At 63.7% G+C, this 26,026-nt stretch carries 21 protein-coding genes and 1 tRNA gene; 11 read left to right on the forward strand and 11 right to left on the reverse strand.

The window, feature by feature from the left end; translation table 11 throughout:
• Nucleotides 1-29: 29 nt before the first annotated feature.
• The 5 genes from B6S08_RS00555 (at nucleotide 30) to dedD (ending at nucleotide 5,841) form a co-directional block, all read left to right on the forward strand.
• A complete protein-coding gene (locus B6S08_RS00555; protein WP_245849780.1) occupies nucleotides 30-2,072 on the forward strand; it encodes a FimV/HubP family polar landmark protein in 2,043 nt (680 codons plus the stop codon).
• 102 nt (nucleotides 2,073-2,174) lie between these two features.
• The gene (gene truA, locus B6S08_RS00560) at nucleotides 2,175-2,966 is read left to right on the forward strand and encodes a tRNA pseudouridine(38-40) synthase TruA (protein WP_094200497.1); all 792 of its coding nucleotides are present in this window, start codon (nucleotides 2,175-2,177) and stop codon (nucleotides 2,964-2,966) included.
• Nucleotides 2,967-3,044: 78 nt separating this feature from the next.
• Nucleotides 3,045-3,908, forward strand: a complete 864-nt coding sequence (gene accD / locus B6S08_RS00565; RefSeq protein WP_094198841.1) for an acetyl-CoA carboxylase, carboxyltransferase subunit beta — start codon at nucleotides 3,045-3,047, stop codon at nucleotides 3,906-3,908.
• On the forward strand, nucleotides 3,908-5,161 hold the full coding sequence (folC, locus tag B6S08_RS00570; RefSeq protein WP_094198842.1) for a bifunctional tetrahydrofolate synthase/dihydrofolate synthase: 1,254 nt from the start codon (nucleotides 3,908-3,910) through the stop codon (nucleotides 5,159-5,161). Before accD ends, folC begins: the two co-directional genes overlap by 1 nt.
• Nucleotides 5,162-5,163: 2 nt before the next feature.
• Nucleotides 5,164-5,841: a cell division protein DedD gene (gene dedD / locus B6S08_RS00575; protein WP_094198843.1), complete on the forward strand. Its 678-nt coding sequence runs from the start codon at nucleotides 5,164-5,166 to the stop codon at nucleotides 5,839-5,841.
• Between the two features lie 28 nt (nucleotides 5,842-5,869).
• Here dedD and tusE read toward each other — a convergent pair whose 3' ends face one another.
• From tusE to B6S08_RS00625, 10 genes are all read right to left on the reverse strand, one after another.
• The gene (gene tusE, locus B6S08_RS00580) at nucleotides 5,870-6,199 is read right to left on the reverse strand and encodes a sulfurtransferase TusE (RefSeq protein ID WP_094198844.1); all 330 of its coding nucleotides are present in this window, start codon (nucleotides 6,197-6,199) and stop codon (nucleotides 5,870-5,872) included.
• Nucleotides 6,200-6,225: 26 nt separating this feature from the next.
• On the reverse strand, nucleotides 6,226-8,349 hold the full coding sequence (gene yccS, locus B6S08_RS00585) for a YccS family putative transporter (protein WP_094198845.1): 2,124 nt from the start codon (nucleotides 8,347-8,349) through the stop codon (nucleotides 6,226-6,228).
• A 109-nt stretch (nucleotides 8,350-8,458) separates the two neighbouring features.
• Nucleotides 8,459-8,932, reverse strand: a complete 474-nt coding sequence (locus B6S08_RS00590; RefSeq protein ID WP_169716345.1) for an Lrp/AsnC family transcriptional regulator — start codon at nucleotides 8,930-8,932, stop codon at nucleotides 8,459-8,461.
• Nucleotides 8,933-9,290: 358 nt separating this feature from the next.
• Entirely contained in the window at nucleotides 9,291-10,427 is a 1,137-nt protein-coding gene (locus B6S08_RS00600) for an OprD family outer membrane porin (protein WP_094198848.1), read from the reverse strand.
• A 189-nt stretch (nucleotides 10,428-10,616) separates the two neighbouring features.
• Nucleotides 10,617-11,939 (reverse strand): amidohydrolase, encoded by a 1,323-nt coding sequence (locus B6S08_RS00605; RefSeq protein WP_211284132.1) that lies wholly within the window; start codon nucleotides 11,937-11,939, stop codon nucleotides 10,617-10,619.
• A gap of 24 nt (nucleotides 11,940-11,963) precedes the next feature.
• Nucleotides 11,964-13,013: an ornithine cyclodeaminase gene (locus tag B6S08_RS00610; protein ID WP_094198850.1), complete on the reverse strand. Its 1,050-nt coding sequence runs from the start codon at nucleotides 13,011-13,013 to the stop codon at nucleotides 11,964-11,966.
• A gap of 43 nt (nucleotides 13,014-13,056) precedes the next feature.
• Nucleotides 13,057-14,475, reverse strand: coding sequence for an amidase (locus B6S08_RS00615; protein ID WP_094198851.1), 1,419 nt, complete (start codon nucleotides 14,473-14,475; stop codon nucleotides 13,057-13,059).
• Between the two features lie 54 nt (nucleotides 14,476-14,529).
• Entirely contained in the window at nucleotides 14,530-15,813 is a 1,284-nt protein-coding gene (locus tag B6S08_RS00620; RefSeq protein WP_245849781.1) for an alanine/glycine:cation symporter family protein, read from the reverse strand.
• Nucleotides 15,753-16,052, reverse strand: coding sequence for a hypothetical protein (locus tag B6S08_RS18540; protein WP_245849782.1), 300 nt, complete (start codon nucleotides 16,050-16,052; stop codon nucleotides 15,753-15,755). The genes B6S08_RS00620 and B6S08_RS18540 overlap by 61 nt, the downstream gene beginning before the upstream one ends.
• A 339-nt stretch (nucleotides 16,053-16,391) precedes the next feature.
• A complete protein-coding gene (locus B6S08_RS00625; RefSeq protein ID WP_094198853.1) occupies nucleotides 16,392-17,051 on the reverse strand; it encodes a Bax inhibitor-1/YccA family protein in 660 nt (219 codons plus the stop codon).
• 196 nt (nucleotides 17,052-17,247) lie between these two features.
• Here B6S08_RS00625 and B6S08_RS00630 point away from each other — a divergent pair.
• The 3 genes from B6S08_RS00630 (at nucleotide 17,248) to B6S08_RS00645 (ending at nucleotide 19,215) form a co-directional block, all read left to right on the forward strand.
• Nucleotides 17,248-17,338 (forward strand) — tRNA-Ser (locus B6S08_RS00630).
• A gap of 75 nt (nucleotides 17,339-17,413) precedes the next feature.
• A complete protein-coding gene (locus B6S08_RS00635; protein ID WP_094198854.1) occupies nucleotides 17,414-18,055 on the forward strand; it encodes a TIGR01621 family pseudouridine synthase in 642 nt (213 codons plus the stop codon).
• Nucleotides 18,056-18,525: 470 nt separating this feature from the next.
• Nucleotides 18,526-19,215, forward strand: a complete 690-nt coding sequence (locus B6S08_RS00645; protein ID WP_094198856.1) for an SDR family NAD(P)-dependent oxidoreductase — start codon at nucleotides 18,526-18,528, stop codon at nucleotides 19,213-19,215.
• Between the two features lie 4 nt (nucleotides 19,216-19,219).
• On the opposite strand, the gene cra is transcribed toward B6S08_RS00645, so the two are convergent.
• Nucleotides 19,220-20,209 (reverse strand): catabolite repressor/activator, encoded by a 990-nt coding sequence (cra, locus tag B6S08_RS00650; protein WP_094198857.1) that lies wholly within the window; start codon nucleotides 20,207-20,209, stop codon nucleotides 19,220-19,222.
• Nucleotides 20,210-20,381: 172 nt separating this feature from the next.
• On the opposite strand from cra, the gene ptsP reads away from it, so the two are divergent.
• The 3 genes from ptsP to B6S08_RS00665 are packed head-to-tail and all read left to right on the forward strand — an operon-like array spanning nucleotide 20,382 to nucleotide 25,947.
• Nucleotides 20,382-23,237 (forward strand): phosphoenolpyruvate--protein phosphotransferase, encoded by a 2,856-nt coding sequence (gene ptsP, locus B6S08_RS00655; protein WP_094198858.1) that lies wholly within the window; start codon nucleotides 20,382-20,384, stop codon nucleotides 23,235-23,237.
• Nucleotides 23,234-24,184, forward strand: coding sequence for a 1-phosphofructokinase (gene pfkB, locus B6S08_RS00660; protein ID WP_094198859.1), 951 nt, complete (start codon nucleotides 23,234-23,236; stop codon nucleotides 24,182-24,184). Before ptsP ends, pfkB begins: the two co-directional genes overlap by 4 nt.
• On the forward strand, nucleotides 24,181-25,947 hold the full coding sequence (locus B6S08_RS00665) for a PTS fructose-like transporter subunit IIB (RefSeq protein ID WP_094198860.1): 1,767 nt from the start codon (nucleotides 24,181-24,183) through the stop codon (nucleotides 25,945-25,947). The genes pfkB and B6S08_RS00665 overlap by 4 nt, the downstream gene beginning before the upstream one ends.
• Nucleotides 25,948-26,026 lie beyond the last annotated feature (79 nt).

Consider the following 26,026-nt stretch of genomic DNA (forward strand, 5'->3'; position numbering starts at 1 on the left):
CGTTCGAAACAAGGGATACCAACGACATAATGAGAAAACGCCGACCACCGCTTTACTCCGTGCTGGCCCTGTGGCTGTCTGTTACCCTGCCGGCCGCGGCACAGGAGTTCTACATCGAGCTGAGAGGGCCGGAAACGCCGGCGGCCGCGCCGACCCCCGCACCCGAGGTGGTGCCGGCCGCCAGCCAGCCTTCCCTGCAACGGCCGGGACGCTATGGCCCCATCACCAGCACCGACACCCTCTGGTCCATCGCCGCCCGTAATACCTCTGCGCCGGCCACGGTACAACAGACCATGGTGGCGCTCTATTATCTCAATCCTGGCGCCTTTGTGCGGGGCAATATCAATTATCTGCAGCGAGGCGCCAGCCTGCGCCTGCCCACCCTGACCCAGGCGCAACAGCGCACCCCCGCCGAGGCCGAGGCCGAGTTTCGCCGGCTGAGTCAGCAGGGCAGCCGGCGCGAGGCCCGGCCCCAGGTCGCGGCTACCCCGGCACCGGCCCGGCCGGCGACGCAGGCCGCCCCCGTGGTGGCCACACCGCCGGCCACGGCCAAACCCGCCGCGGCCCCTGCGCCCAAGGCGGCCGAGCCGGCGCCGAGTCATGGTCTGAGCGAGCCCAGGGCGGCGCAGCCACCGGCCGCCGTTGCCGAGCTGGCCAAACCGGAGCCCGCTGCCAAACCCGAGCCGGTCGCGCCCGCGGCGGCCGAAGGCAGCCTTGTCGCCGCTCCGGATCAGGCCGAGCAGGTGGCCCTGGAGCGGTTGCAGGCCCGGTTGCTGGATGAGTTGCGCGAGCAGATGGCCATGTCCAATGAGCAACTGGCCGCGCTTGCCGACAACAACCAGGCCTTGCGCAATCGCCTGAGTCAGCTCACCGCCGAGGTGAACGAGCTGAAAATGGTGCGTCTGGCCCCTGAACAGCCGGAGCCGGAAACCAAGGACGGCTGGCTGGCCGAGTTGCTGGGTCAACCCCTCAACCTGGCGCTGTTGCTGCTGTTGCCGGCATTGCTGCTGATGGCGCTGTTCACCCTGTGGTGGCGCAGCCGGCTCAAGCGGGAACTGGCCGAGCAGGAAGCGGCGTCGTCGGAGCTGATGATGGACGATGACGATAACGACTTTGGTGATCTGTTTGCCACCGAGCCGGCACGCAAGGAAGGGCAGCAGGACAATACCGAAGCCGCTTCCCCTGCCGATGCTGCCACCGACGGCCCCAACGCCCGCGAGGAGGACGAGTCCGGCATCGACGAGGACGCCTTTGCCCGTTTTCTTGAAGAGCAGGAACGGCTGGAGGAAGAAGAGCAGCAACCCCGAGCCGAGGATGACGAGGTGCTGTTTGACGACGCTGGTGGTGAAGTGCTGTTTGATGACGCCGGTGAGCGCGCCGAGGCAGAGGTTGCCCTGGACGACGATGATGGTGAACGCCCAACGGCGCCAAAGGCGGAGCAGAGCGACGGCGGAAAGCCCCGTTTGGACAACGCCGCCGATGACGATGAAGTTCTGAACGACGGCCTGATTGACCAGGCGCCCGCCCGTGACGACGAATCCGAGCTGGCCCTGGACGACGGCCTGTTTGACCAGGCGAGCGCCCGTGACGACGAATCCGAGCTGGCCCTGGACGACGGCCTGTTTGACCAGGCGAGTGCCCGCGACGACGAGTCCGAGCTGGCCCTGGATGACGGCCTGTTTGACAACGATGAAGCCACCACCGCCACCGAGGCGAAACGGGATTATGCCCGCTTTGCCCTTGATGCCGAGGAGGAGCCGGTGACCGACAAGGCCGAGACGGTGGCCGCCGAACCGGTTAAGGCCAGCGCCGACCAAGCGCCCCGAAGCCGGCCGGCGAGCACCGTTCGTCCCGAGCTTGACGACTATGCCGGGCTGCTGAGCGACGAGCAGGACACCGACATCGATCTGGATGAAGGCGGCATGGGCGCCAAGCTGGACCTGGCCCGGGCCTATATCGAAATCGAGGATGCCGACAGCGCCCGGGAACTGCTCAACGAGGCGCTGGAAAAAGGCAATGCCGAGCAACAGGCCGACGCCCGCAAACTGCTACAGCGCCTCGGCAAGCGCTGACCCCAAGTGAACGGTGACAGCGGGAGCCGGCCGTAAGGCCGGTTCTTCATTTTGCCGTGGCAACGAGTATAATTGCCCTCCTTTTTTATCTTGGAACTGAATATGCGCATTGCCCTTGGCATAGAGTATGACGGCAGCCGCTATTACGGCTGGCAACGGCAGCGGGAAGTCCCCAGTGTCCAGGAAGAGGTGGAAAAAGCCCTTTCAAAAATCGCCGATCATCCGGTGGAGGTGCAGTGTGCCGGTCGTACCGATGCCGGCGTGCACGGCACCGGCCAGGTGGTGCATTTCGATACCCAGGCAACCCGGCCCGATGGCGCCTGGACCTTAGGCATGAACGCCAACCTGCCGCCGGACATCGCGGTGCGCTGGGTCAGGGCGGTGCCCGATGAGTTTCACGCCCGCTTCAGCGCCAGCGCCCGTCGCTATCGCTACATTATTTTCAATCACAATATGCGGCCCGCCATTCACGGCGCCGGGGTCAGCCATTACGCCGGCCATATCGATGCCGACAGAATGCACGCGGCCGGTCAGTGCCTGCTGGGTGAGCGGGACTTCAGTGCCTTTCGCGCGGTGCAGTGCCAGTCCAAAAGCCCCTATCGCAACATCATGCACCTTAACGTGCAGCGTTTTGGCCACTATATTGTGCTCGATATCAAGGCCAATGCCTTTCTGCACCACATGGTGCGCAACATCACCGGCACCCTGCTCAAGGTGGGCATGGGGGAGGCCGACGGCGCCTGGGTAAAGGAGGTGCTGGAAGGCCGGGATCGCAACCTGGCCGGGGTTACCGCCAAGGCCGGGGGCCTCTACCTGGTGGGGGTCGATTACCCCGAGGAGTTTGCATTGCCCGCGACCATTCCCGGCCCGTTGTGGCTGCCGGACCAACTTTAATTTTTATCAACCCGCGGCCGAATATATGATTTAATGGCCGCTGCGTGACAACCACGAAAAAAATGATTAAGGATTTCCATGAGCTGGCTTGAGAAAATTCTCCCCAAGAACAAGAACATCGGCGTTCGCCGTCACAATATTCCGGAAGGAGTCTGGACCAAGTGCACCAACTGCGAACAGGTGCTGTATCGTGCCGAGCTTGAGCGCAATCTGGAAGTCTGCCCCAAGTGCGATCATCACATGCGCATCAGCGCCCGCAGCCGCCTCGACAAGTTCCTGGATCAGGACGGTCGCGAGGAGCTGGGCGGCGAGCTGGAGCCTCAGGACATTCTCAAGTTCAAGGATTCCAAGCGCTACAAGGATCGCATCAGTGCGGCCCAGAAAAGCAGCAACGAAAAAGACGCCATGGTGGTCATGAAGGGCACCCTGCGCGGCCTGCCGGTGGTGGCTTGTTCCTTTGAATTCTCCTTTATGGGCGGCTCCATGGCTTCCGTGGTGGGTGCCCGTTTCGTCAAGGCGGTGGAAGCCTGCCTGGTGGAAAACCGCGCCCTGGTGTGTTTTTCCGCCTCCGGCGGTGCCCGCATGCAGGAAGCCCTGTTCTCCCTGATGCAGATGGCCAAGACCAGTGCCGCCCTGAATCGCCTGTCTGAGGCCGGCCTGCCCTACATTTCCGTGCTCACCGATCCCACCATGGGTGGTGTGTCTGCCAGCCTCGCCATGCTGGGCGATGTTAACGTGGGCGAGCCCAAGGCACTGATCGGTTTTGCTGGCCCCCGAGTGATTGAGCAGACCGTGCGCGAAAAACTGCCGGAAGGCTTTCAGCGCAGCGAGTTCCTGCTGGAGCACGGCGCCATCGACATGATCATCGATCGTCGCGAAATGCGCGATCGCCTGGCCGGCCTGATTGGCAAGCTGATGAACCAGGAGCCGCTGGAAGTCTGATGCACCAACCCGCAGCCCACGCACCCAGGCGGTCGCTGGCCGACTGGCTGGCGGTGCTCGAAGGCCTGAACATTGCCCATATCGAGCTGGGCCTTGAGCGCATGCAGCGAGTGGCCGGCACGCTCGGCCTGCTCAGCCTGCCGTCCCATGTCATTACCGTGGGCGGCACCAACGGCAAGGGCACCACCTGTGCCCTGCTTGAGAGCATGCTGCGCGCCGGCGGTCACAGTGTGGGGGTGTATTCCTCGCCCCACCTGCTCGACTACCGGGAGCGGGTACGCATCAACGGTGACTTTCCCGCCGAACAGGCGTTCTGCGATGCCTTTGCGGCGGTGGAAGCGGCCCGGGGCGACACGGCGCTCACCTATTTCGAGTTTGGTACCCTGGCGGCACTCTGGCTGTTTCGGGATGCACACCCGGATGTGGTGCTGCTGGAAGTGGGCCTGGGCGGCCGGCTCGACGCCACCAATGTGGTGGACTCGGATCAGGCGGTGATTACCACCATCGCCCTGGATCACACCGACTGGCTGGGCTCCGACCGTGAAGTGATCGGCTTTGAAAAGGCGGGCATACTGCGCCCCGGCAAACCGGCGGTGTGCGGCGATCTCGATCCGCCCGCCAGCATTGCCGCCCAGGCCGACAAGCTGGGTACCCGGCTTGCCTTCAGCGGCAAGGACTTTCACTGGCAGCAGCAGGGTGACAGCTGGTGTTTTGAAGGCCAGGGGCTGGCGCTTTCCGGACTGCCGGTGCCAGGCCTGCCGCTGATGAATGCGGCCACGGCCCTGGCCACCCTGGCGGCCTCGCCCTTTAGGCTCTCTGTCGATGCCATCGTCACCGGCCTGCGTGAAGCCCGGCTGGCCGGCCGGCTGCAGCAGTTGGCGCCGAACCTGTGGGTGGATGTGGCCCACAACCCCGAGTCGGCGGCTTATCTGGCGTCCCGGCTGCAGGGCGGCGAGGGGGCCATTCACGCCGTGGTGGGCATGCTCAAGGATAAGGACATTGCCGCCACTTTGGCTCCCTTGCTGCCGTTGGTGCAACACTGGTACCCGGTCAGCCTGGGCGGCCCCAGAGGGGCCGACGGCAGTGTGCTGGCCGGCCTGCTGGGCGTTGACCGAGCTTATGCCTCGGTGAGCGAGGCCCTGCCGGTGGCGCGGAAGGCCTGTGCCGAGCATGAGCGGGTGATTGTGTTTGGCTCCTTTTTCACCGTGGCCGAGGCCCTGGCCTGGCACGCCGAACAACAAGGAAAGGACTGAAAATGGCAACCCAGTTTCAGCATCGCCTGGTGGGCACCGTGATCCTGGTGGCGCTGGGCGTCATTTTTCTGCCCGATTTGCTGGACGGCAAGCAGCCGCCCATGCCGGAGCAGGCGGTGAGCATTCCCCTGCGGCCGGAGCTGGAACCTCCCCAGGAGGCCCCGGCGTCCGGGCCCGAGGCGGCGTCCGCCGAGCCGGCCGCCACGGCATCGGCGGAAAGCTGGACCCTGGAAGAGGTAAGGGAAGCGCCGCCAGCGCCACCCAAACCCGAGCCGCAGGTGGTCAGCGCGCCCAAGCCCCAGCCGGTCGCCGAGGTGAAGCCGTCAGCGCCCAAGCCGGCCCCGGTGATCAAGCCGGTCGAGCCCAAGCCGCAACCGGCCCCGGTGATCAAGCCGGTTGCGCCGACGCCGCAGCCCGCACCCCAGATCAAGCCAGTGGCGCCCGCCGCCGGGGCTGATCATGTTGTGCAGCTGGGTGCCTTTCGCAGTGCCGACAACGTCAATGCTCTGGTGAGAAAACTGCAGGCGGCGGGCTATCGGGTGCAAACCTCACCTTCGGTGCCGCGTCAGGGTGAGCTGAATCGGGTTTGGGTGGGACCGGATGCCAAGGCACGGCTGCAACAGCAGCTGCCGGCCCTGGAACGGCTCACCGGCCTCAAGGGCCGCGTGATGGCTCAATAAAAAATTCCGGCCTCGCGCCGGAATTTTTTTAAATACACTTCACCGGTTTGGGCAGGCCCGCCAGTTTGGTGGCCTGCTTGGCCGGTCCCTTGGGAAACAGCCGGTACAGGTAACGGCTGTTGCCCTTGTCTTCACCCAGCTCCTTGGCCATGGCCTTCACCAGCGCGCGTATCGCCGGCGAGGTGTTGTATTTCAGGTAAAAGTTGCGCACAAACTGAATCACCTCCCAGTGTTCCGGGGTCAGGGTAATGCCTTCCTGCTCGGCCAGGACTTCCGCCATGGCCGGCTGCCAGTCCTGATGGTGTTTCAAGTAGCCCTGGGCGTCGGTATCGACCGGGCGGCCTTCAAATTCAAGCATGCTCTCTCCTCATTTTGCCGCCCATTTTACTCAAGGGCCGTGTCTTGTGCATCTTCACGTACGCCGCCCGCCAGCTGATAGAGATCGTTGACCAGCAGCGCCATGTTGTTGTGCAGCTGACGGGTGAGGATTTGCCATTCGTCTTCGCTGCTATTCACCATGGCCGGCAGCGGTGGCTGCGCCGGCAGAGGCACGCCGCGGCGCAGGGCGTCGGCGGCGGTACAGAGGCGCTGGTTCAGCCCGTTGACAAAGGCATCGGGCAACCCCTGTCGGTGGGCGCCGAGGGCCGAGAGGTAAGACAGCAGGGTGTGATTGCGATAGGCGATTTCAAAACACAGGTTGAGCCAGTGTTTCGACACCGGCTCCACCCGAATATTTTGCCAGGCCTGGGCCAGCTGGTTGTCGGCCAGATGGGCCTGCTTGCGGGCAATGCGGTAGGCCAGGTTTTCCGGCGGCATGTCGTCGCCCTGGTGGCTGATGGCACAGAGATAACCGGCGTTGGCCTCCATGGCGTCCGCCAGTAGCCGGGGCAGGTGGCGACGTTGCCAGTCGGGCCAGATAAACCACACCGCCACAAAGGCCAGGGCACAGCCGGCCAGGGTGTCGAGCAGGCGCGGCAGCAGCACCGGATCCCGTGCGATCCCCTGCAGGTTAAAGGCCAGCAGCACAAACAGGGTGATAAAGCACACCGCCCAGCTGTAATGCACCCTTACCTGGGTAAAGAACACAAAGGCGCACACCAGCAGGATCACCAGCTGGCTTTCCACCGACGGAAACAGCCACAGCAGCGGTGCTCCGGCGGCAATGCCGGCCAGGGTCCCAAGAGTACGTTCGGTCAGGCGTTGGCGGGTAGCGCTGAAGCTGGGCTGACACACAAACAGAATGGTCAGCAATATCCAGTAGCCCCGTTCCAGCTCCAGCGCGGTGACCAGGCCGTAGCCCAGGGCAAAGCAGGCGCTCAGGCGCACGCCGTGACGAAACAAAATGGCATTGGGGTTGAGCAGGGCGCGCAGCCGCTCACCAAAGGACTGGGGCGCCGGCCGGGCGAGCTCGGCCCGGGCGGTCGGGGCCTCGCGGCCGTCTCGGGCGGTCAGGGCCTCGGCCCGAAGCAGGGCCTGGTGCACGTGCTCCATGTTGCGGGTCAGAAACCGAAGCGGGCTCATCAGCTCGGGGGAATAGTGGCGGCGCAGATGGCTGTAGTCGAGCTGATCCTTGAGTGCCGACAGCTCCCAGGCGATGCGCCGGCCGGACTGGTAGGGGCGGTGGGTGAGAATGGCCAGCCCCAGGCGGTAACAGGCTTCTCCCAGCTCCGCCAGCAGGATCTGATAGCCGGCCAGCACCTCGGCCCGCTCCAGCGCCTGATTAAGCTGCTGATAGGAATAATGGCTGGACGCGGCCCGCTCATGCATGCCCTGCACCAGCAGGTGCAGTTCCAGCAGCCGGGCCAGTTCGGCATCCCGCTCGCCGCCATGCAGGCGCCGGTTAAGGATTTGCTTGCTCAGCTCCAGGTTGTTGACCAGTTGAATATTGAGCTGGGCCAGCTGATGGCGCAGCCCCTGGTGCAGCTCGTCGGGGCTGTCGAAAAAGCGTGACTTGGCCAGCAGGTAGCGGGACAGGGCAAAATAACACTGGGCCAGCTGTTCGTGCACCGGCTTGTAGGGCCAGGCCAGCAGCACCAGCCATGAACACAGCCCGTACCAGGCGGCGCCGGCGGTCAGCAGTATCGGCTGATACCAGAAGCCGGGACTGTCCACATGGCCCTGCATGGCGTAGATGGACACCAGCAGGATGCCAAAGCCGAGCTTGCCGGCGGCCTGGCCCCAGGCGCCGGCCAGGATCAGGCCAAAGGTGACCAGCACCAGCACGGGACCAAACAGCCAGGGGATGTCAATCAGGGCGGTGACCCCGGTAATCGCCACAAAAAAGCACAACAGGCCCAGCAGCAGCAGCCCCAGGCGCCGGCCGGGACGTTGATCGGTTTCGCTCAGTGCCCCGGCCATGGCCCCCAGGCTAAGGGTCACCGCCGCCGGCACCTGCTCCAGCCACCAGCCCGCCAGCAGCAGGCTGGCCATCGCCAGCAACACCTTGAGGGCGAAGAAAAAATGACCATCGGTAAAGAGGCGTCGCAGCCACTGGCTGGCAGGGGACATGGCGTGTCTCGGTAATAAAGGGGGCTCTGCCGATAATACTCGACCGTGGGCCGGGGCGCATGCACTGCGGCACTTGGTGGGCGTTTTTTGCCTGATTCAGCGGGCCGAACTAGTCATGGTCACCGATGGGCACCTCGGTGGTGTATTTCATGTTATCGAGCAGCAGGTAGCTTTCCGCCGAGGCGACGTTATCCATGCTGAGTATTTTCTCGCTGAGAAAGTCGGAATAGCTCTCCAGGCTGGGGGCCACGATTTTCAGGATCACGTCCTTGTCGCCGGCGATGGCCCAGCATTCGGTCATCAGGCGGTAGTGCCGAATCTGTTCCCTGAACGCTGCTTTCGATTCCTGGCTGACATCCCGCACCTTGATGATCACCACGGCGTGCACGGTCAGCCCGAGCTTGCGGTGATCCAGCAGGGCGACGTAATGATGAATATAGCCCTCCTGCTCCAGCCGCTTTACCCGGCGGTGGCATTGGGAAGGAGACAGGTTGACCAGCTCCGAGAGCTGGGCGTTGGAGAAGGTGGCGTCCTGTTGCAGCAGTCGCAGAATTGTCAGATCAAATTTGTCGAGAGCATTCATCGGGCCCATATCCTTAACAGTATGCCGCGCCCCGAACGGCGCTGCCCGCGCAGTGTATCTCACGGGTACCGGCCCGTCAGCGCCGGCACCTTGAAAATGCGAGCTCAGAAGGTGCGAGACCAGGTCAGGTACAACCGATTCACGTCCTTGCGTTCCAGCATGGCCGATCCTACCGGGTTGGCCGTGCGGTTAATGTTATCCAGTTCGCCCCGGGAGCGGTGAATGCTGTTGAGCCAGCTCAGGCTCAGCCCCTGCAGCGGGCCGGAAAAACGATAGCTGAGCATATTGGTCAGCTCAACGCGTCGAAAACCGGTGTAGCCACGGGCATGGTCGGAGTACCAGACACCGCCATTCCAGCTCAGCCCAGGCAGGCCCAGGTTGCCAAAGTCGGCGTTGCCGAGCAGGCTGACCGCGTCTTCGTCCTCCAGGCCGTACCAGATCCAGGCGTACTGGAGATCCAGGCGTACTGGCTGCTGGTATCCCACAGCCGAAACTCGTTGGCCACCAGGTTATGGTTCCAGTCGTCACCCCTAACGCTGGAATAGTTCAGGGTCAGGCTGTAATCGGCCCAGCGGTAGCCGGCGCTGAGCTCGTAGTAGCGGGCATCCAGCGGGCCGGCTTCCGCCAGGGCGTAGTCGTGACCGCCGATATTGCCAAGGGGCACGCCGTCGTCTTCATAGAGGCTGCCGCTGTCTTTCATGGTGCCGTAGGTGGCCCTGAGCTGCACGGCCTGGTGACCTTGCAACGAATGCCGGTAGCCGATCCTGGCCTTGTGCTCGCGAATGTAGTCTTCGGCTTCGGCCTCGGCCAGCTCCAGCTTGAGGCCATTGTCTACCTCATAGCTGCCGCCGTAGTAGCGCAGTGCATCTACCTTGTCGCCACTGTAGGTGCGCAGGTCGTCGCCCCAGTTGTCGGCATCGCGCTGGCTCATCTTGTACAGTTCGGTGTAATACAGCCGGAGTGCGCCGATGTCGGCGTTCAGATCAAAACCAACCGAGGTGGCAGGCTGAATACGGCTCAGGCTGTCCTGATAGATGGCGGACTGGCGCGCCTTTTTGCCGCCGCCGGCGTGCAGGCGAAAGCCGTCGCCTTGGTAGCGAGTACCGATATAGGCGGTCTGGGTACCGAACAGGGTATCGGGCTTGAAGCCGTTGGCGGCGGTGGCGCCCGGCAGGTTGGTGACATTGTCGGCCCGGGAGCCGATATGAATGTCTTCTACCCCGGCCAGGCCATATTCGAACTGAATCCAGTCACCGAGGTAACCGCTTTTGTAGTCCGCGAACAGGCCATGTACCCACTCATCGCGCTCAGCCCCCCAGATGCGCGTATCGATGGCATCGGCAGACTCGTTGAAATAGACGTTCTTGTAGGTCAGGGTCAGCTCATCGCCTTCGGTGAAAAGGGTGGCCCGGGACTGACCGGATATCAGCAGGGCGAGCAGGGAGGCGGACAGGGCCGTGCGTTGTGCGGCTTGCGATTTGAGTGTGACGATCATGGTAAATTCCTTTGTTACCAGAAGGTGTTTTCGTGGTGAAAGGACGAGCAAGCCCTCGCCAGCCTGGGGAGACTGGGCGGCGTTGCCTTCATCCTTGAAGTGACGCTTTTTAAAGGTTCGAGTCGTTCGGGCCCGGTGGCTCCGCTGATTGAGAAGGCGAAGCCATGAACCCCATGGCTTCGCTGGTGGTTACCGGTGCTGGCTGGTGTAATCCAGTACCAGGGCGGTCATGGCGCTGACGCCGATGGGCAATACCCCTTCATCCGGATTGAATTTCGGTGAATGGTTGGGGTAGGCCAGGGGTTGCCCCTCGGGGCGGGTGCCCAGGAAGATATACATGCTGGGGACTTCGCCGGCGAAAAAGGCAAAGTCCTCCGACGCCATGCTGCGTCTGGCTTCGCGAAAGTTGTCGCCGGCCAGCCGCCGCAGCGTGGGCGTCATGGCTCTGGTCAGCTCGGTGTCGTTGATGGTGGCCGGGTAGCCTTCGGTGATGGTCACCTCGGCGGTGGCCCCCGCGCTTTCGGCAATGTTCACCGCGGTGCGTTCCATGCGTTCATGGATCTCCTGGCGGGTGGCATTGTCAAAGGTGCGAATGGTGCCTTCCATGACGACCTGATCGGGCACGATGTTACCGCGCACGCCCCCCTTGATGACGCCCACGGAGATCACCGAGGGCGTCTGGGTGGCGTCCAGCTGCCGGGCCGGTATGGCCTGCAGTCCCATCACCACCTGACTCGCGGTCACGATGGGATCGATGCCGTTCCAGGGCATGCCCCCATGGGTCTGCTTGCCCTTGATGGTGATGTTGAACTGATCGGAAGACGCCAGCTGTCCCTGGGTACGTACCGAGATCTCGCCCAGGGGCGAGGTCATGACGTGCAGACCAAACATGGCGTCCGGCTTGATATCGGCGAAGAGCCCTTCCTTCAGCATCAGTGCGGCGCCACCTTCCTCGCCGGCGGGCGCGCCTTCCTCGGCGGGCTGGAACACGAAGATCACGGTGCCGGCCAGCTCCTTCTGCATTTCCGCCAGCACCTGGGCGGCGCCCATCAGTATGGCCACGTGCATGTCATGGCCACAGGCATGGGCCACCCCCACCTCTTCACCGTTGAACTGGGCGCGCACCGTGGAGGCATAGGACAGCCCGGTGTCTTCGGTCACCGGCAGGGCATCCATGTCGGCGCGCAGCGCCACCACGGGGCCCGGTTTGGCTCCTTTGAGCACGCCCACCACACCGGTATGGGCGATGTCGGTGCGCACCTCCATGCCGAGGGCCTTGAGGTGGTCCGCCACCAGGCCGGCGGTGCGGAACTCCCGATTGCCGAGCTCAGGATGCTGGTGAATATCCCGCCGCCAGGACACCACCTGAGGCGTGAGCTGCTCTATGCGTTGCTGAACGCCCTCGGGCAGGGCATGGTGGTCGTTTGCCATGCCCGGCAGGGGCAGGGCGAGCACACCGCTCAGGACCAGGGCCAGGGTGGCGCGTTTGAAGGACGGGATTACTTTCATCATGAACTCCTTGAATGACGGTCGGGATCAGGCCGCCTTGCGCAGACGGGCGCGTTGCTTGCCGCCCCGGGTCAGGGTGAACAGGTCACGCGGGTCGTCCAGATTCGGCACCAGCTCAATGAAACTGCCGATGCCGTCCGCTTCTGCCAGATCGAACAGCAGGCGCAGGGCGGAATAATCTTCCAGGGCGAAGCCGACCGAGTCAAAAATTGTGATCTCTTCTGCACTGGTGCGCCCGGAACGGTTGTCGGCGATCAGCCGCCACATTTCGGTTACCGGGTGATCCGCGGCCAGCTGCTGAATGTCGCCTTCTATACGGGTTTGCGGCTCGAATTCCACAAAGATGCTGCCCTGGCGCAGAATGTCGGCGTGGATTTCGGTTTTGCCGGGGCAGTCGCCGCCCACCGCGTTGATGTGCATGCCCGGGCTCACCATGTTCGGGGTAAGGATGGTGGCCAGTCGCTTGTCGGCGGTGACGGTGGTGACGGTATCGGCGCCATCGCAGGCCTCCTTGGCGGAGCGGCAGTGCACCAGGCGCAGGCCTTCAACCCCGGACAGGTTCTCGATGAACTTGGCGGTGGCGGTGGGCTCCACGTCATAGCAGCGGACTTCCTCGATGCCCAGCACCTTGTGGAAGGCCAGGGCCTGGAATTCGCTCTGGGAGCCGTTGCCGATCAGCGCCATCACCCTGGCGTCGGGGCGGGCCATGTACCTGGCGGCCATGACCGAGGTGGCGGCGGTGCGAATGGCGGTGGTCAGGGTCAGCTCGGAGAGCAGCACCGGGTAGCCGGTGGCCACGTCGGCCAGCACACCAAAGGCCATCACGGTGGGCAGGTTGTGGTCGAGGTTGTCCGGGTGGCCGTTGACGTATTTGAAGGCGTACTGGTGCTGGTCGGACACCGGCATCAGTTCGATCACACCGATGTCGCTGTGGCTGGCCAGGCGGGCGGATTTTTCAAAGTCGTTCCAGCGGCGGTAGTCCTGCTCCAGGTAGGCCACCATTTTTTCTATCAGGGTTTCCACCCCGGTCTGGCTGATATAGTCACTCAGGCTGCCAACATCGATAAAGCGGGTCATGATTTTTCCTATCTATAAACAAGTGTAACAAGGACATGTGTGTTTAATGGGCAATAACGCCCTGTTGCCAGAGTGCCTGGCTCAGGGTGCCGCAGTGGTCTTCAATGGCCTGCGCTCCCTGCAGGCAAAGCGCGTCATCCAGGGGCGCACCCACCAGCTGAACGCCCATCGGCACTCCCTGGTGTAAACCGGTAGGCACGGCGGCGGCAGGCAGCCCCAGGGCGTTGATCATCAGCAAAAAGCGCTGGGCGCGTAGCATGCGGGGGATCTGATTCGGCTCGCGCATATCCAGATCATTGGCAAAAGCGGGCTCGGCCGAGACCGGCATCAGTATCAGATCGTACTGCTCCAGCAGCTGGCTCCAGGCCCGGCGAATGCGGTTACGCTCCATCAGGGCCTGCATGGTGCCGGTCAGTGTCGGCGTGCCGAAAAATGCCCGGTAGGCATCGACCACCTGCACCACCTCGGCGGAGCCATGGCGTTCCAGCTCGTCACGCTGCAGGGCATCCACCTCCGCCAGGGTGATGCAGCCCCAGATATTTGACGCTTGCCGGGCATCGGGCAGGGTGACGGCTTCGACCCGGTGACCGGCGGACTGCAGCGCCGCTTTGGCCTGCTCCATGGCGGCGAGCACGGGGGCGGACACCCCTTCGCCGAAAGGATCGGCCTGGTAGGCGATACGCAGCACGCCACCCTTGCCTCGGCCGCTGTCCCGGGCAGGAGACCAGTCGCCGTCAAAGGCGCTGTAGCGCGCCATGGAGGCCAGCCCCAGGCGCACGTCTGCCACCGAACGGGCGATAGGGCCCTGCACCGACAACAGCTGGGACATGGGCGGCCGGCCCCCGGTGGCGCTGGGATTGCCGTTGGCAATGCGGCCAAATGAAGGACGGATGGTGCTGACGCCACAGCAGTAGGCCGGATGACGCAGGGAGCCGCCCATGTCGTTGCCGTGGGCGATGCAGCCGATGCCCGCCGCCACCGCCGCGGCCGCCGCGCCGGAAGATCCTCCCGGGGTGACGTCCGGATTCCAGGGATTGAGCGACACGCCGTGCAGCGGGTTGGAGGTAAACCAGCGAATGCTGAACTCCGGAGTGTTGGTCAGGCCAATCACGATGGCGCCGTCCTGGCGAAGGTTGGCAATGACGGGGGCATCGTCGGTGGCCATGTTGTTCCGGTAGGCCGGCACGCCGTCGGAGTTGGCCTGGCCCGCCAGATCCATGTTGATCTTGGTGGTCACCGGTACCCCGAACAGCGGCGGCAGTGCATCCCCGGGCCGGCGTTGACGATCCAGCCGGCGGGCCTCGGCCAGGCTTTGTTCGTGCAGGGGCACCACCACGGCATTGATCCGCGGGTTGACCTCGTCCAGTCGTGTCAGGTGGCTCTGCACCACCTGTTCGCAGCTGACGTCGCCGTCCTTGATCCGCCGGGCGGTTTCGACGGCACTCCATTTCCAGATAGTCATAGTCGGGTTCCTTTCTTCAAGATGGCGAATGAGGGGGAAATGCCTCTGAGCGGGTTATTTCCGAAGGGGGCTGAGCCTGGAGGCCGTGTGCCCGGACCCGGGTTCGTGGTTCCTGCTGGCCACATGCTCCAGAAAGCGGCGGCGTTCGTCGCGGATCACGGACGACAGCATGATCAGGCCGATGATGTTGGGAATGCAGATCAGCACCACCAGGGTGTCCATCAGGTTGACGATAAGATCCAGCTTGAGCAGGGCGCCGGCCACGGTCAGGGTCAGGAAGATAGCCAGATACAGGCCGCGCACCAGGCGGTGGTTGCCGAACAGCATGCTGCTGGCCTTGAGGCCGTAATAGCAGGCCACCAGTATGGTGGAAAAGCCGAACAGCAGCAGGCACACCGCCAGCACCACCGGGAACCAGGGCAGCACGGTCTCATAGGCCGCCGAGGTCAGCGCCACACCGCTGAGCCCTTCCTGGGTGTAGGTGCCGGTGACAATAATGACCAGGGCGGTCATGGTGCAGATGATCACGGTGTCGATAAAGGGCTCCAGCAGCGCCACATAACCTTCCGCCGCCGGGTAACGGGTCTTGGCGGTGGCGTGGGCGATGGCGGCGGTGCCCATGCCGGCTTCGCTGGAGGTCATGGCGCGAATAAAGCCCTGGGTCATGGCCCCCCAGATGCCGCCGGAAACGCTGTCGAGGCTGAAGGCAGAGTCGACGATGATGCCAAAGGCGGCGGGAATGCGGTCGTAGTTGACGAACAGCACCATCAATGAGGCCGAGACATAGATAATGCCCATCAGCGGCACCAGCTTTTCGGTGGTACGGCCAATACTTTGCATGCCCCCGGAGACGATAATGCCCACCATGAGTGCAATCAGGCCGCCGAACAACCAGCCGTTGCGGCCGAGAAAGGCCTGTTCACCCCCGGTCACGCTGACTACCTGAGCATAAATCTGGTTGACCTGGTACATGTTGGTGGAGACGAAGGTGGCGAGCGTGATCGCCAGGGCGATAAAGCCGGCCAGAAACAGGCCCAACCTGGGCAGCCCCTTGTCGGCAAAACCACGGCGAATGTAATGCATGGGGCCACCGGAGACGGTGCCATCGTCATGGACGGTGCGGTATTTCACTCCCAGGGTGCATTCGGCAAACTTGGTGGCCATGCCGAGGCAGCCGGCCACTATCATCCAGAACACGGCACCGGGGCCGCCAATGGCGATGGCGATGGCCACGCCGGAGATATTGCCCAGCCCCACGGTGACCGACAGCGCCGAGGTCAGCGCCTGAAAATGGGTGACTTCTCCGGGGGCCCGGGGATCGTTGAAATCCCCGCGCACCAGGCGCCAGGCCAGCCCAGGGAGCCGAACTGCAAAAAACCGAAACGAATGGTACAGAACAGGGCCCCGCCGATCAGCCACAGTACGATAACGGGAATGGATGAGGCGCCGAGGGGAATGCTGTAAAACACCACGCTCATCAACTGGTCAATGAGGCCGCTCAGACTGACGCCCGGCTCGTCGGTGGCGGCTTGTGCCAGGGTTGGCAGCAGCAAGGCGGCCCAGATGACAGTTTTCATCGTTCTCTCCCTATTATTCCTTTCGATGCCGTTCCCTCCTGCAAGGGACGGGGTCCATGGTCGCATCAGCACAATGTGACGCTTCGATGAAAAAATAATAACAAAGCCGTCATGTCGAAATTTCGCGTAAAGAGGACTCAGGCGGGCTGATTTTGACAAACCGTTTCATTCTTGGCGGTGAAGGTAAAATATTTGTGCATGAAAGGCGGGGCCGGTAACAAAGTGGCCCTTGTACAAGCCCGGGGCAGGCCATGAAAAAAGGGACGAACCGTGAGGGGGCAGAAACGACGAAGGCGCCGTGAGGCGCCTTCGAAGGGGGTTGCGGTGAGCCCGAAGCGATCAGTCGCGGCTCATGCCCAGCAGTTGCAGCAGGCTCAGGAAGATGTTGAAGATGGACACATACAGGGTCACGGTGGCGGAGATGTAGTTCTGCTCGCCGCCGTGAATGATGGCGCTGGTCTGCATCAGAATGGCGCCGGAAGAAAACAGAATAAACAGGGCGCTCAGGGCCAGGCTTAGGGCCGGCAGGGCCAGGAAGATATTGGCCACAAAGCCCACCAGGATCACCACAAAGCCGGCCATCATCATGCCGCCGAGAAAGGACATGTCCTTCTTGGTGGTCAGCACATAGGCGGACAGCGCCAGGAAGGTGAGGGCGGTACCGCCCAGGGCCAGCATCACGGTTTCGGTGCCGGAGCTGGTGTTCAGGTAGTAGTTGAGAATGGGGCCAATGGTGTAGCCGGTAAAGGCGGTAAAGGCAAAGATAAACAGCAGGCCCAGGCCGCTGTTGCGGTTGCGCTCGGTGAGGAACATCAGGCCGTAAAAGCCCACCAGGGTAATAATCAGGCCCGGATGGGGCAGGTTCATCATGGCGCTGACGCCGGCGGACAGGGCGGCGACCACCAGGGTCATGCCCAGCAGCATATAGGTATTGCGCAGTACCTTGTTGGTTTCCAGCGCACCACCATGGGTACGTGAAAGGGTGTTGTTATAACGCATGATCCAGACTCCTTGGCTATCTGACTCAAAATGACGTGAATGAAGTTGTATCTATTCTGGACATGATATGACCCGGTTGTCGAGTCTTCCGTTTCGCCCCTGTGAAGCCCATTGGCGGATTCTTGCCCATTTGAGCCGCAAATGGCATTTATCGGTTTACAAGGTGCGGCGGCCTCAGTAGTATTGGCGCCCGTCAGGAGGGGTGGCAGAGTGGTTGAATGCACCGGTCTTGAAAACCGGCGTGGGTTTATAGCCCACCGTGGGTTCAAATCCCACCTCCTCCGCCAGACACCGAAAAGCCCGCTGCATTAGCAGCGGGCTTTTTGCATTCTATTCATTGCACTAGGCCGCCGGAGTTTGCCATGGAGATATTGCTCGACCATGCCGAGTTTTGCGTGATCAACAAGCCCGCCGGCATCGGCATGCACCAGGAAGGCGATGAGCCCGGCCTGGTGCGCCTGCTCGGTGAACAACTGCAGCAATCGTTTTATCCGGTGCACCGGCTCGACAAGATGACCACGGGCGCGCTGCTGCTGGCGCGCACCGCCGAGGCCAACCGTGTGCTCAGCGCCCAATTTGCCGCACGCACCACCACCAAGCGCTATCTGGCGTTGTCCGATCGCAAACCCGTCAAAAAGCAGGGCTGGGTGAAAGGGGGCATGGAGAAGACCCGCAATGGCAGCTGGAAACTGACCCGGGGCGAGACCAACCCGGCGGTTACCCACTTCTACAGCACCTCGCTGGCGCCGGGGCTGAGGGGCTTTATGCTGCAGCCCCACACCGGTCGTACTCATCAGTTGCGGGTGGCGCTGAAAAGCCTGGGCTGTCCCATACTGGGGGACGATCGCTACGGTGGTAGCCCCGCCGACCGGGGCTATCTGCACGCCTGGCGGCTGGCCTTTGACTGGCAGGGCGAGCGCATTGAGGTCACGGCCCCCGCCACCGAGGGGGAGTTGTTTGCGCACTGGTACACGGCTCTTGCCCAGTGGGCAGACAAGCTTTAAGCCTGTCTCTTGGGCAAAAATCGCTGAGAACCAATCGCCATGCGAAGCAGCAGTGCGGTTGCGCTCCGCCGACACGCTTCAAGCACCTCCCCGTGTCGCTCGGCACATGCCATCCATTGCATGTGACGGTCGGCTTCGGCAATCCCCACCGCTGCTTCGGGCAACTTCGGCGCTGCCTGGAAGCGGTCAGTCAGCACCGAGTGCGCCAGGGATGGCGCAGGGGAGCCTACAGGGAAGTATTCACGGCGTGCCGGAGAAGCAGTGCGCTTTGTTCGACGAAAACGCACGGTACCGCAAGCGACGAAAACTTGTGACCAAGAGACAGGCGATTAGCCATCAGCTGCTCGATATGGTTTGCAGGCACGACACCGTATCAGCACTTCACGTTTCCCGCTTTCCGCTGTTCTTCCTGCAACCAAAGCATCCTTGATGCGGTCTCAATGGCGACTGCCATCAACAGGAGAGTCGTTATGCGCTACTGGATCATGGGGGGCGGCGGCATTGGCCGGGCGCTGGCGGCGGCCTGCCTTGAGCGGGGCGACGAGGTCATGCTGTTCAGCCGTACCAACCCGGGCATTGACGGGGTTGGATGGCATGCCCTCGACAACACCGATGAAGACGCCATGGGAGCACTGTGCGCCGGGCTGACCTTGCCGAACAGGGTGATCAACACCGTGGGCATGTTGCACAGCGATTGCTGGCAGCCGGAAAAGCGCATCGAGCAACTGACCGAACATGCCCTGCTGGATCACCTGCGGGTCAATACCTGGCCCACCCTGGCGCTGGCGCGATTGCTGTCGGCACGCATGGAACGGCGACAGCCCCTGCTGCTGGCGGCCCTGTCGGCCAGGGTGGGCAGCACCAGCGACAACCGCGGCGGCGGCTGGTACAGCTACCGTATCAGCAAGGCGGCGCTCAACATGGCCATCAAAAACCTTGGGGTGGAGTGGGCCAGGCGTTTTCCCCTGGCCTGCGTGGTGGGGCTGCACCCGGGCACGGTGGCCACCAACCTCTCCGCGCCCTTTCGCGCCGGCCTGCCCGAGGGGCAGTTGCAGACCCCGGCGCAGGCGGCCGAGCACCTGCTGGCGGTGCTCGACGGCATCACGCCAGCGCAGTCGGGCCGGTTGTTCGCCTGGGACGGCCGGGAAATTCAACCCTGAGGCGTCAGCGCGGCCGGTAACGCTGGCGCAGCAGGCGCGGCACCGCGTAATGCCCGCTGCGATAATGACCGCGCACCGCGTCCAGGGTCAGGGACATTACCTTTTCCGCCACCAGGTGGTGATCCTGGGCCATGGTATTCACCGGCGTGGCAAGAAAGTCCAGCAGCCGGTGATCACCAAAGGTGGCCAGCCGCAGCGACGCAGGCAGGGCACCCAGATGCTGGTGAAGGAAGTCCATCACCCCTTCCAGCAGTACAAAGGCGGTGGTGACGATGGCCAGGGGCGACTGCCAGTCGGTGTCGACCTGTTGCTCCAACAGGGCGCGGGCGCAGTGGCGGTCAAACTGTTCGACATGACTAATCTCAAATGACGCCCCCAGCTCGGTGGCGGCATCGCGAAAGCCGCGCTCCCGTTCCTGGCTGATGCTGAGCCCGGGGGCGGCACCGATCAGCCAGGCCCGCTCCGGCGAAGGGCCCACCAGGGTGCGGGTCAGGCGGGCGCAGGCTTCGGCGTTTTCACTGCTGACCGAGGCCAGGCTGTGAGGCAGGGGCCGATCCAGGCCCACCACCGGCAACTCCCGGTTCAGCCGGCAATAGAAGTCATCGCTCACCGTCAGGCAGCTCGCCACCATGAGCGCATCCACCCGCCTGGCCTTCAACATCAGGGCCAGCTCCCGTTCGGTCTGGGGATCATCATCGGAGCAGGTGATCAGCAGCTGAAAGCCATGGTGCCGGGCCTGGCGCTCCAGCAACCGGGCCAGGGTGGCGTAACTGGGGTTGGCCAGATCCGGCACCACCAGCCCCAGGGTACGGGACAGGCCGCCGCGCAGGGCCGCGGCCTGACGATCGGGCTCGAAATTGTGGGCCCGTACCACCGCCATCACCTTGTCCTGGGTGCGCTGGCTGATGCGATACTGCTCGGCCTTGCCGTTGATCACGCAGCTGGCGGTGGTGCGGGACACCCCGGCCAGGCGCGCAATTTCGTCCAGTTTCATTTCTCGCCTCATCACTGAAAGTGTGCACCGGATCATATCATTGCACAGTGCCGGTGCAGGAAGCTTGCTCGACATGCTAAAACGATTCAGCATTATTTTAACAGTTTCGGCTCGTGGTTTTAACCAACGTAATCTAGGGTGTTTGTATCCCGAATTATCAGCAGGTGATGTCATGCTCTCTCTGACCACACAGGACGTAAAAATGGGCCAGACCCTGGCCGACAAGCAGGCAGTCATTTCGGCACTGGCCGAGTGGCTGGAGCAGGATGGCAACGTGGCCGCCGGTTATGCCGATGGCATGCTGGCGCGGGAAGCCCAGACCGCCACCTACCTGGGACAGGGCATTGCCATTCCCCACGGCACCCAGGAGTGCCGGCACCTGGTAAAGCAAACCGGTATCAAGGCGTTGCACCTGCCCGACGGGGTGGACTGGGGCGACGGTGAAAAGGCCTATCTGGTGCTGGGCATCGCCGCCGGATCCGACGAACATCTGGAGCTGCTGCGCCGCCTTGCCCGTGCCCTGTCCCGGGATGATTTGGCTGAGCAGGTACGCCGGGCCGAAAGCCGTCAGGACATACTGCGGCTGCTGCAGGGCGAGGAAGAATCCTCGCAGGCGCCGGTGCTGGGCTGGCGTCGGGAGTGGATGCGCACCGGCGTCGAGGCCACCTCTCTTGCTGCGCTGCAACGGGCGGCCTGCGAGCTGCTGAATGCCGACGACACAGAACGTCAGGCATTGCAGGCCAGCAGCCTGCACCTGGGTCAGGGCTGGTGGCTGAGCCAGGCCCCGGCCAGCGGCGAGCCCAGGGCCGCGCTGGTGACCACCACCGGTTTTGAGCATTCGGGCCAGCCGGTGCGGGCGCTGCTGGCACTGGCGGTCAACGGCAACGGTCACCGGCCCTTGCTGGCCCAGCTGGCCGACTGGCTGCTGGCCGACAAGGGACAAGCGCTGGCGGCCATGGCCGATAGCACCGCCCTGCACACCGCCCTGGCCCGGGGTCCTCATGCCCCCGGCGAAGATGGCCTGGCCGACAATCAGCGCCTGGTGGTGGTACGCAATCATCAGGGACTACATGCCCGCCCGGGTGCCATGATGGTGCAGATTGCCAAGCAGTTCGAGGCCGACATTCGAGTGCGCAACCTGGATGGTGACGGCCATGACGTCAACGGTAAAAGCCTGATGAAGCTCATCGGCCTGGGCGTGCGCCCCGGCCATCAGCTGTTGCTTACTGCAGAAGGGCCCGACGCCGCCGCGGCGCTGGAGCAACTGGTGACCGCCATTAATGAAGGACTGGGTGAAGACGTGATGCCGGTTGCCGCCGGCCCGACCCTGGTGCATCAGGTACAGGACATAGCCCCCGATACCGAAATGCGTGGCGTGGGGGCCTCGCCGGGCACCGCCATCGGCCCGCTGTTTGTCGAGGTGCCGGTGCACTTTGACTACCCCGATACCGCCTGCGATGCCGGTGCCGAGCAACGGCGGCTGAAGGCCGCCCTGGCACAGGCCGATACAGATCTGGCGGCCGCCGCCGAGGCCACTCACGAGCCCCAGGCGCGGGATATTCTCTCCATGCACCGGGAATTGCTGGGCGATCCGGCGCTGGCCGAAGGCGCCCAGGCCCGGCTGCAGCGAGGCGCCTCGGCCCCCGCCGCCTGGTGGTCGGAAATCGACTCCGCCGCCACGCGGCAGGCGGCCAGCCCCAACGCCATGCTGGCGGAGCGGGCCGCCGACATTCGCGATATCGGCCGCCGGGTCATGGCCATTCTGTGCGACACACCGCTGCCGCAAACCCCGAACGCCCCCTATATCTGGGTAGCGGAAGACATAGGCCCGTCGGATGTGGTGAACATGAACGCCGAGTTGGTACTGGGGCTGGTGACCGCCGGAGGGGGGCCTTCTTCTCACAGCGCCATACTGGCCCGATCACTGGGCATTCCCGCGTTGGTGGCCATGGGCGGCGCCGTCATGGGCCTGAAATCCGGTACGCAAGCCATTCTTAACGGCGACGCCGGCACCCTGCATGTGGCCCCGACCAACCGAGTGCTGGAGCAGGCCAAAGCCCGCCAGGCGCAGGAGCGGCAACTGGCCGAGCAGGCCTGGGAACATCGTAACCAGGCCGCCGTTACCACCGACGGCCATCGCCTGGAGGTAGGCGCCAACCTGGGTGACACCGCCAAAACCGCCGCCGCCGTAGAAAGCGGGGCGGAAGGCGTGGGCCTGCTGCGCACCGAGTTTGTGTTTATGGGCCGAAGCCAGGCGCCGGATCTGGCGCAGCAGCAGGCCGAGTACGACAAGGCATTTACCGTCCTTAATGGCCGGCCGCTGGTGGCCCGTACCCTGGACGTGGGCGGCGACAAGCCGTTGCCCTACTGGCCGGTGCCCAAAGAGGACAATCCCTTTCTCGGCGTGCGCGGCATTCGCCTGTGCATGCAGCAGCCCGAGCTGCTGGAAACCCAGCTGCGCGCCCTGCTGACCGCCGCCGGCGATCGGCCGCTACGCATCATGTTTCCCATGGTGGCCGACTGGTCCGAGTGGCGCTTTGCCAAAGAGATGTTTGAGCGGGTGCAGGCCGAGGTACAGGCCGCCGACGTGCAGCTGGGTATCATGGTGGAAGTACCGTCCGCCGCCCTCAATGCCCAATTGTTTGCGCAAGACGCCGACTTTTTCAGCATTGGCACCAATGATCTGACCCAATACACCCTGGCCGCGGATCGGGGTAACGGCGAGCTGGCGGCGTTGTCCGACGGCCTGCATCCGGCGGTGCTGCGGCTGATCGCCATGACGGTAGAAGCCGCCCATGCCCAGGGCAAATGGGTGGGCGTATGCGGCGAGTTGGGGGCGGATCCCCAGGCGCTGCCGCTGCTGCTGGGGCTGGGAGTGGATGAGGTCTCGGTCAGCCCGGGCCGGGTACCCCTGGTCAAGGCCCGGGTGCGCGAGTGCAGCCTGGCCCGTTGCAAGGATTTGGCCGCGAAGGCCCTTCGTGCCCGGGACGCCCAGACCGTCCGGGCCCTGACAGGAGAAATTCAATGAGCATGCTAACCCTGACCCTGAACCCGGCGCTGGATCTCACCGTGTCGCTGGAGCAACTCAAGGCCGGCCACGTCAACATCGCCAAATCTGGGCATCTGGGGGCGGCGGGCAAGGGCATCAATGTGGCCCGGGCGCTGGCGGATCTGGGGCACAAGCCCCGGGCCAGCGGCTTTCTCGGGCTGAATAACGATGCTTCCTTTCGTGCCCTGTTTGGCCGGCACGGCATTGGCGACGATTTCGTCCGCCTGCCCGGTGATACTCGGGTCAATGTGAAAATCAGCGAGGCGGAAGGCCGGGTAACCGACATCAACCTGCCCGGACTCAGGGTAGGGGAGGGCGACTGGACCCGGCTGCTGGCCCGACTCGAGTCGCTGGCAGACGATTTTGAGTACCTGGTGGTGGCGGGCAGCCTGCCTCCCGGGGTCAGCCCGGCGCAGTTGGAAGGCATGATTGAAATGTGGCGCGAGCGGGGCAAAACGGTCTGGCTGGACGCCAGCGGCGAGGCACTGCGGGCCGGCATTCGCGGCCGGCCCGCCCTGATCAAGCCCAATCTGGAAGAGCTGGAAGGCCTGGTGGGCCAGCCGGTCGACAGCGATGAGGCCCTGATCGGCTGTGCGCTTACCCTGCGGCAGCGGGGCATCGAACAGGTGGTGGTGTCGGCTGGTGCCGACGGCGTCTGCTGGTTTGGCCCCAATGGCGCCTGGCGCGCACGGGTGCCCAGGGTCAAGGTGGTGAGCACGGTGGGCGCCGGCGACTCCCTGGTGGCGGGACTTTGTGCCGGCATGGTGGAAGGCCTGAACGAACCCGACAACCTGCGCCGCGCCGTGGCCCTGTCATTGATGGCGGTCACCCAGATAGGCGTGGGTATCTACGATCAGAAGGCCTTTGCCGCCTTTCAGCGGAACATTGAGATTGAACCCATTGCTCGTCAGGGAGCGGACACATGAAAGCGCTGATCCTTACCGCCTGTCCCAGCGGCATGGCAAGCAGTTACATGGCGGCCCGCGTGCTGGCGCACGCCGCCGAGCAGCAAGGCTGGCAGGTGGCCGTGGAATGCCACAGTCAGCTTGAGCCGGTAACGCCCTTTACCCCGGCACAGATCGCCGAGGCCGAGCTGGTGCTGGTGGCCGCCGCCGGGCCGGCCTCGAACCTGTCCCGCTTTGCCGGCAAGCCCGGCTTTGTGGGGGAGATTCAGCCGGCGCTGAACGATCCCAAGGCCTGGTTGCAACGGGCGGCGCAGCAGGCGGCGCCGCTGCCTGTAGACGGGCCCTTCGAGGCGCACAGCGAAAACCGGGTCCGGCTGGTGGCGATCACCGCCTGTCCCACTGGGGTGGCGCACACCTTCATGTCGGCCGAGGCGCTGACCGAAACCGCCCAGGGACTGGGTCATCATATCAAGGTGGAAACGCAAGGCTCGGTGGGGGCCCAGAATGCCCTGACCGCCGACGACATTGCCGCCGCCGACTGCGTGATTGTGGCCGCCGATATCGAGGTCAACCTGGCCCGTTTCAACGGCAAGCGGCTGTATCGTACCAGTACCGGGCAGGCGTTAAAAAAGCCACAGCACACCATTGAAACCGCCCTGCGCGAGGCAAAGACCTGGCAGCAGCAAAGCGGCGGTGTGGCTTTGAGCGCCGAGGCTGACAAAAAGGAGCCGGGTCCTTACCAGCACCTGCTCACCGGGGTGTCCTTTATGCTGCCCATGGTGGTGGCCGGGGGCCTTATCATTGCACTGTCGTTTATTTTCGGCATCGAGGCGTTCAAGGAAGAGGGCACGCTGGCGGCGGCGCTGATGCAGATAGGTGGCGGCTCGGCCTTTGCCCTGATGATTCCGGTGCTGTCGGGCTACATTGCCTATTCCATTGCCGACCGGCCGGGCATTGCCCCGGGCATGATCGGTGGCATGCTGGCCAGCAGCCTGGGGGCCGGTTTTATCGGCGGCATCATCTCCGGCTTTCTCGCCGGTTACAGCGCCCGCCTGCTGGCCCGGCGAGTTCCCATGCCCAAAAGCCTGGAGTCGCTCAAGCCGATATTGATTATTCCGCTGTTCGCCAGCCTGTTTACCGGCCTGGTGATGATCTATGTGGTGGGCGGTCCGGTGGCCACCATCATGGCGGTGATGACCGACTTTCTCAATAACATGGGCTCGGCCAACGCCGTGCTGTTGGGCATCATTATTGGTGCCATGATGTGCTTTGACATGGGCGGCCCGGTCAACAAGGCGGCCTATGCCTTTTCCGTGGGGCTGCTGGCTTCGCAAACCTATGGCCCCATGGCGGCGGCCATGGCGGCGGGCATGGTGCCGGCCATTGGCATGGGCATTGCCACCTTTCTGGCCCGGCGCAAGTTCAACCCCAATGAGCAGGAGGCGGGCAAGGCATCCTTTGTGCTGGGATTGTGTTTTATTTCCGAAGGAGCCATTCCCTTTGCGGCGCGGGATCCGCTTCGCGTGATCCCCAGCTGCATGGCCGGCGGCGCCCTGACCGGTGCCCTGTCGATGCTGTTCGGGGCCAAACTGCTGGCACCCCATGGCGGCGTGTTCGTGTTGTTTATTCCCAACGCCATTGAGCAACTGGGCTGGTATGTGCTGGCCATTGCCGCGGGCTCGGTGCTGACCGGCGTGGTGTATTCGGTGCTCAAGCGCAGTGATGCCCAGATGCTGACGGCCGGCGGTCAGGCGGGGCCGGCAGCCGTAGGTACCGGTCGCTGACCTTTCCAGAACAGATCGTGTTAAATGCAGGATTAAACCCACTTTTGTGGGTTTAATTTTTGCTTTTTTTGTTTTTTCT

This window comes from Oceanimonas doudoroffii (assembly GCF_002242685.1).
Classification (GTDB): domain Bacteria; phylum Pseudomonadota; class Gammaproteobacteria; order Enterobacterales; family Aeromonadaceae; genus Oceanimonas; species Oceanimonas doudoroffii.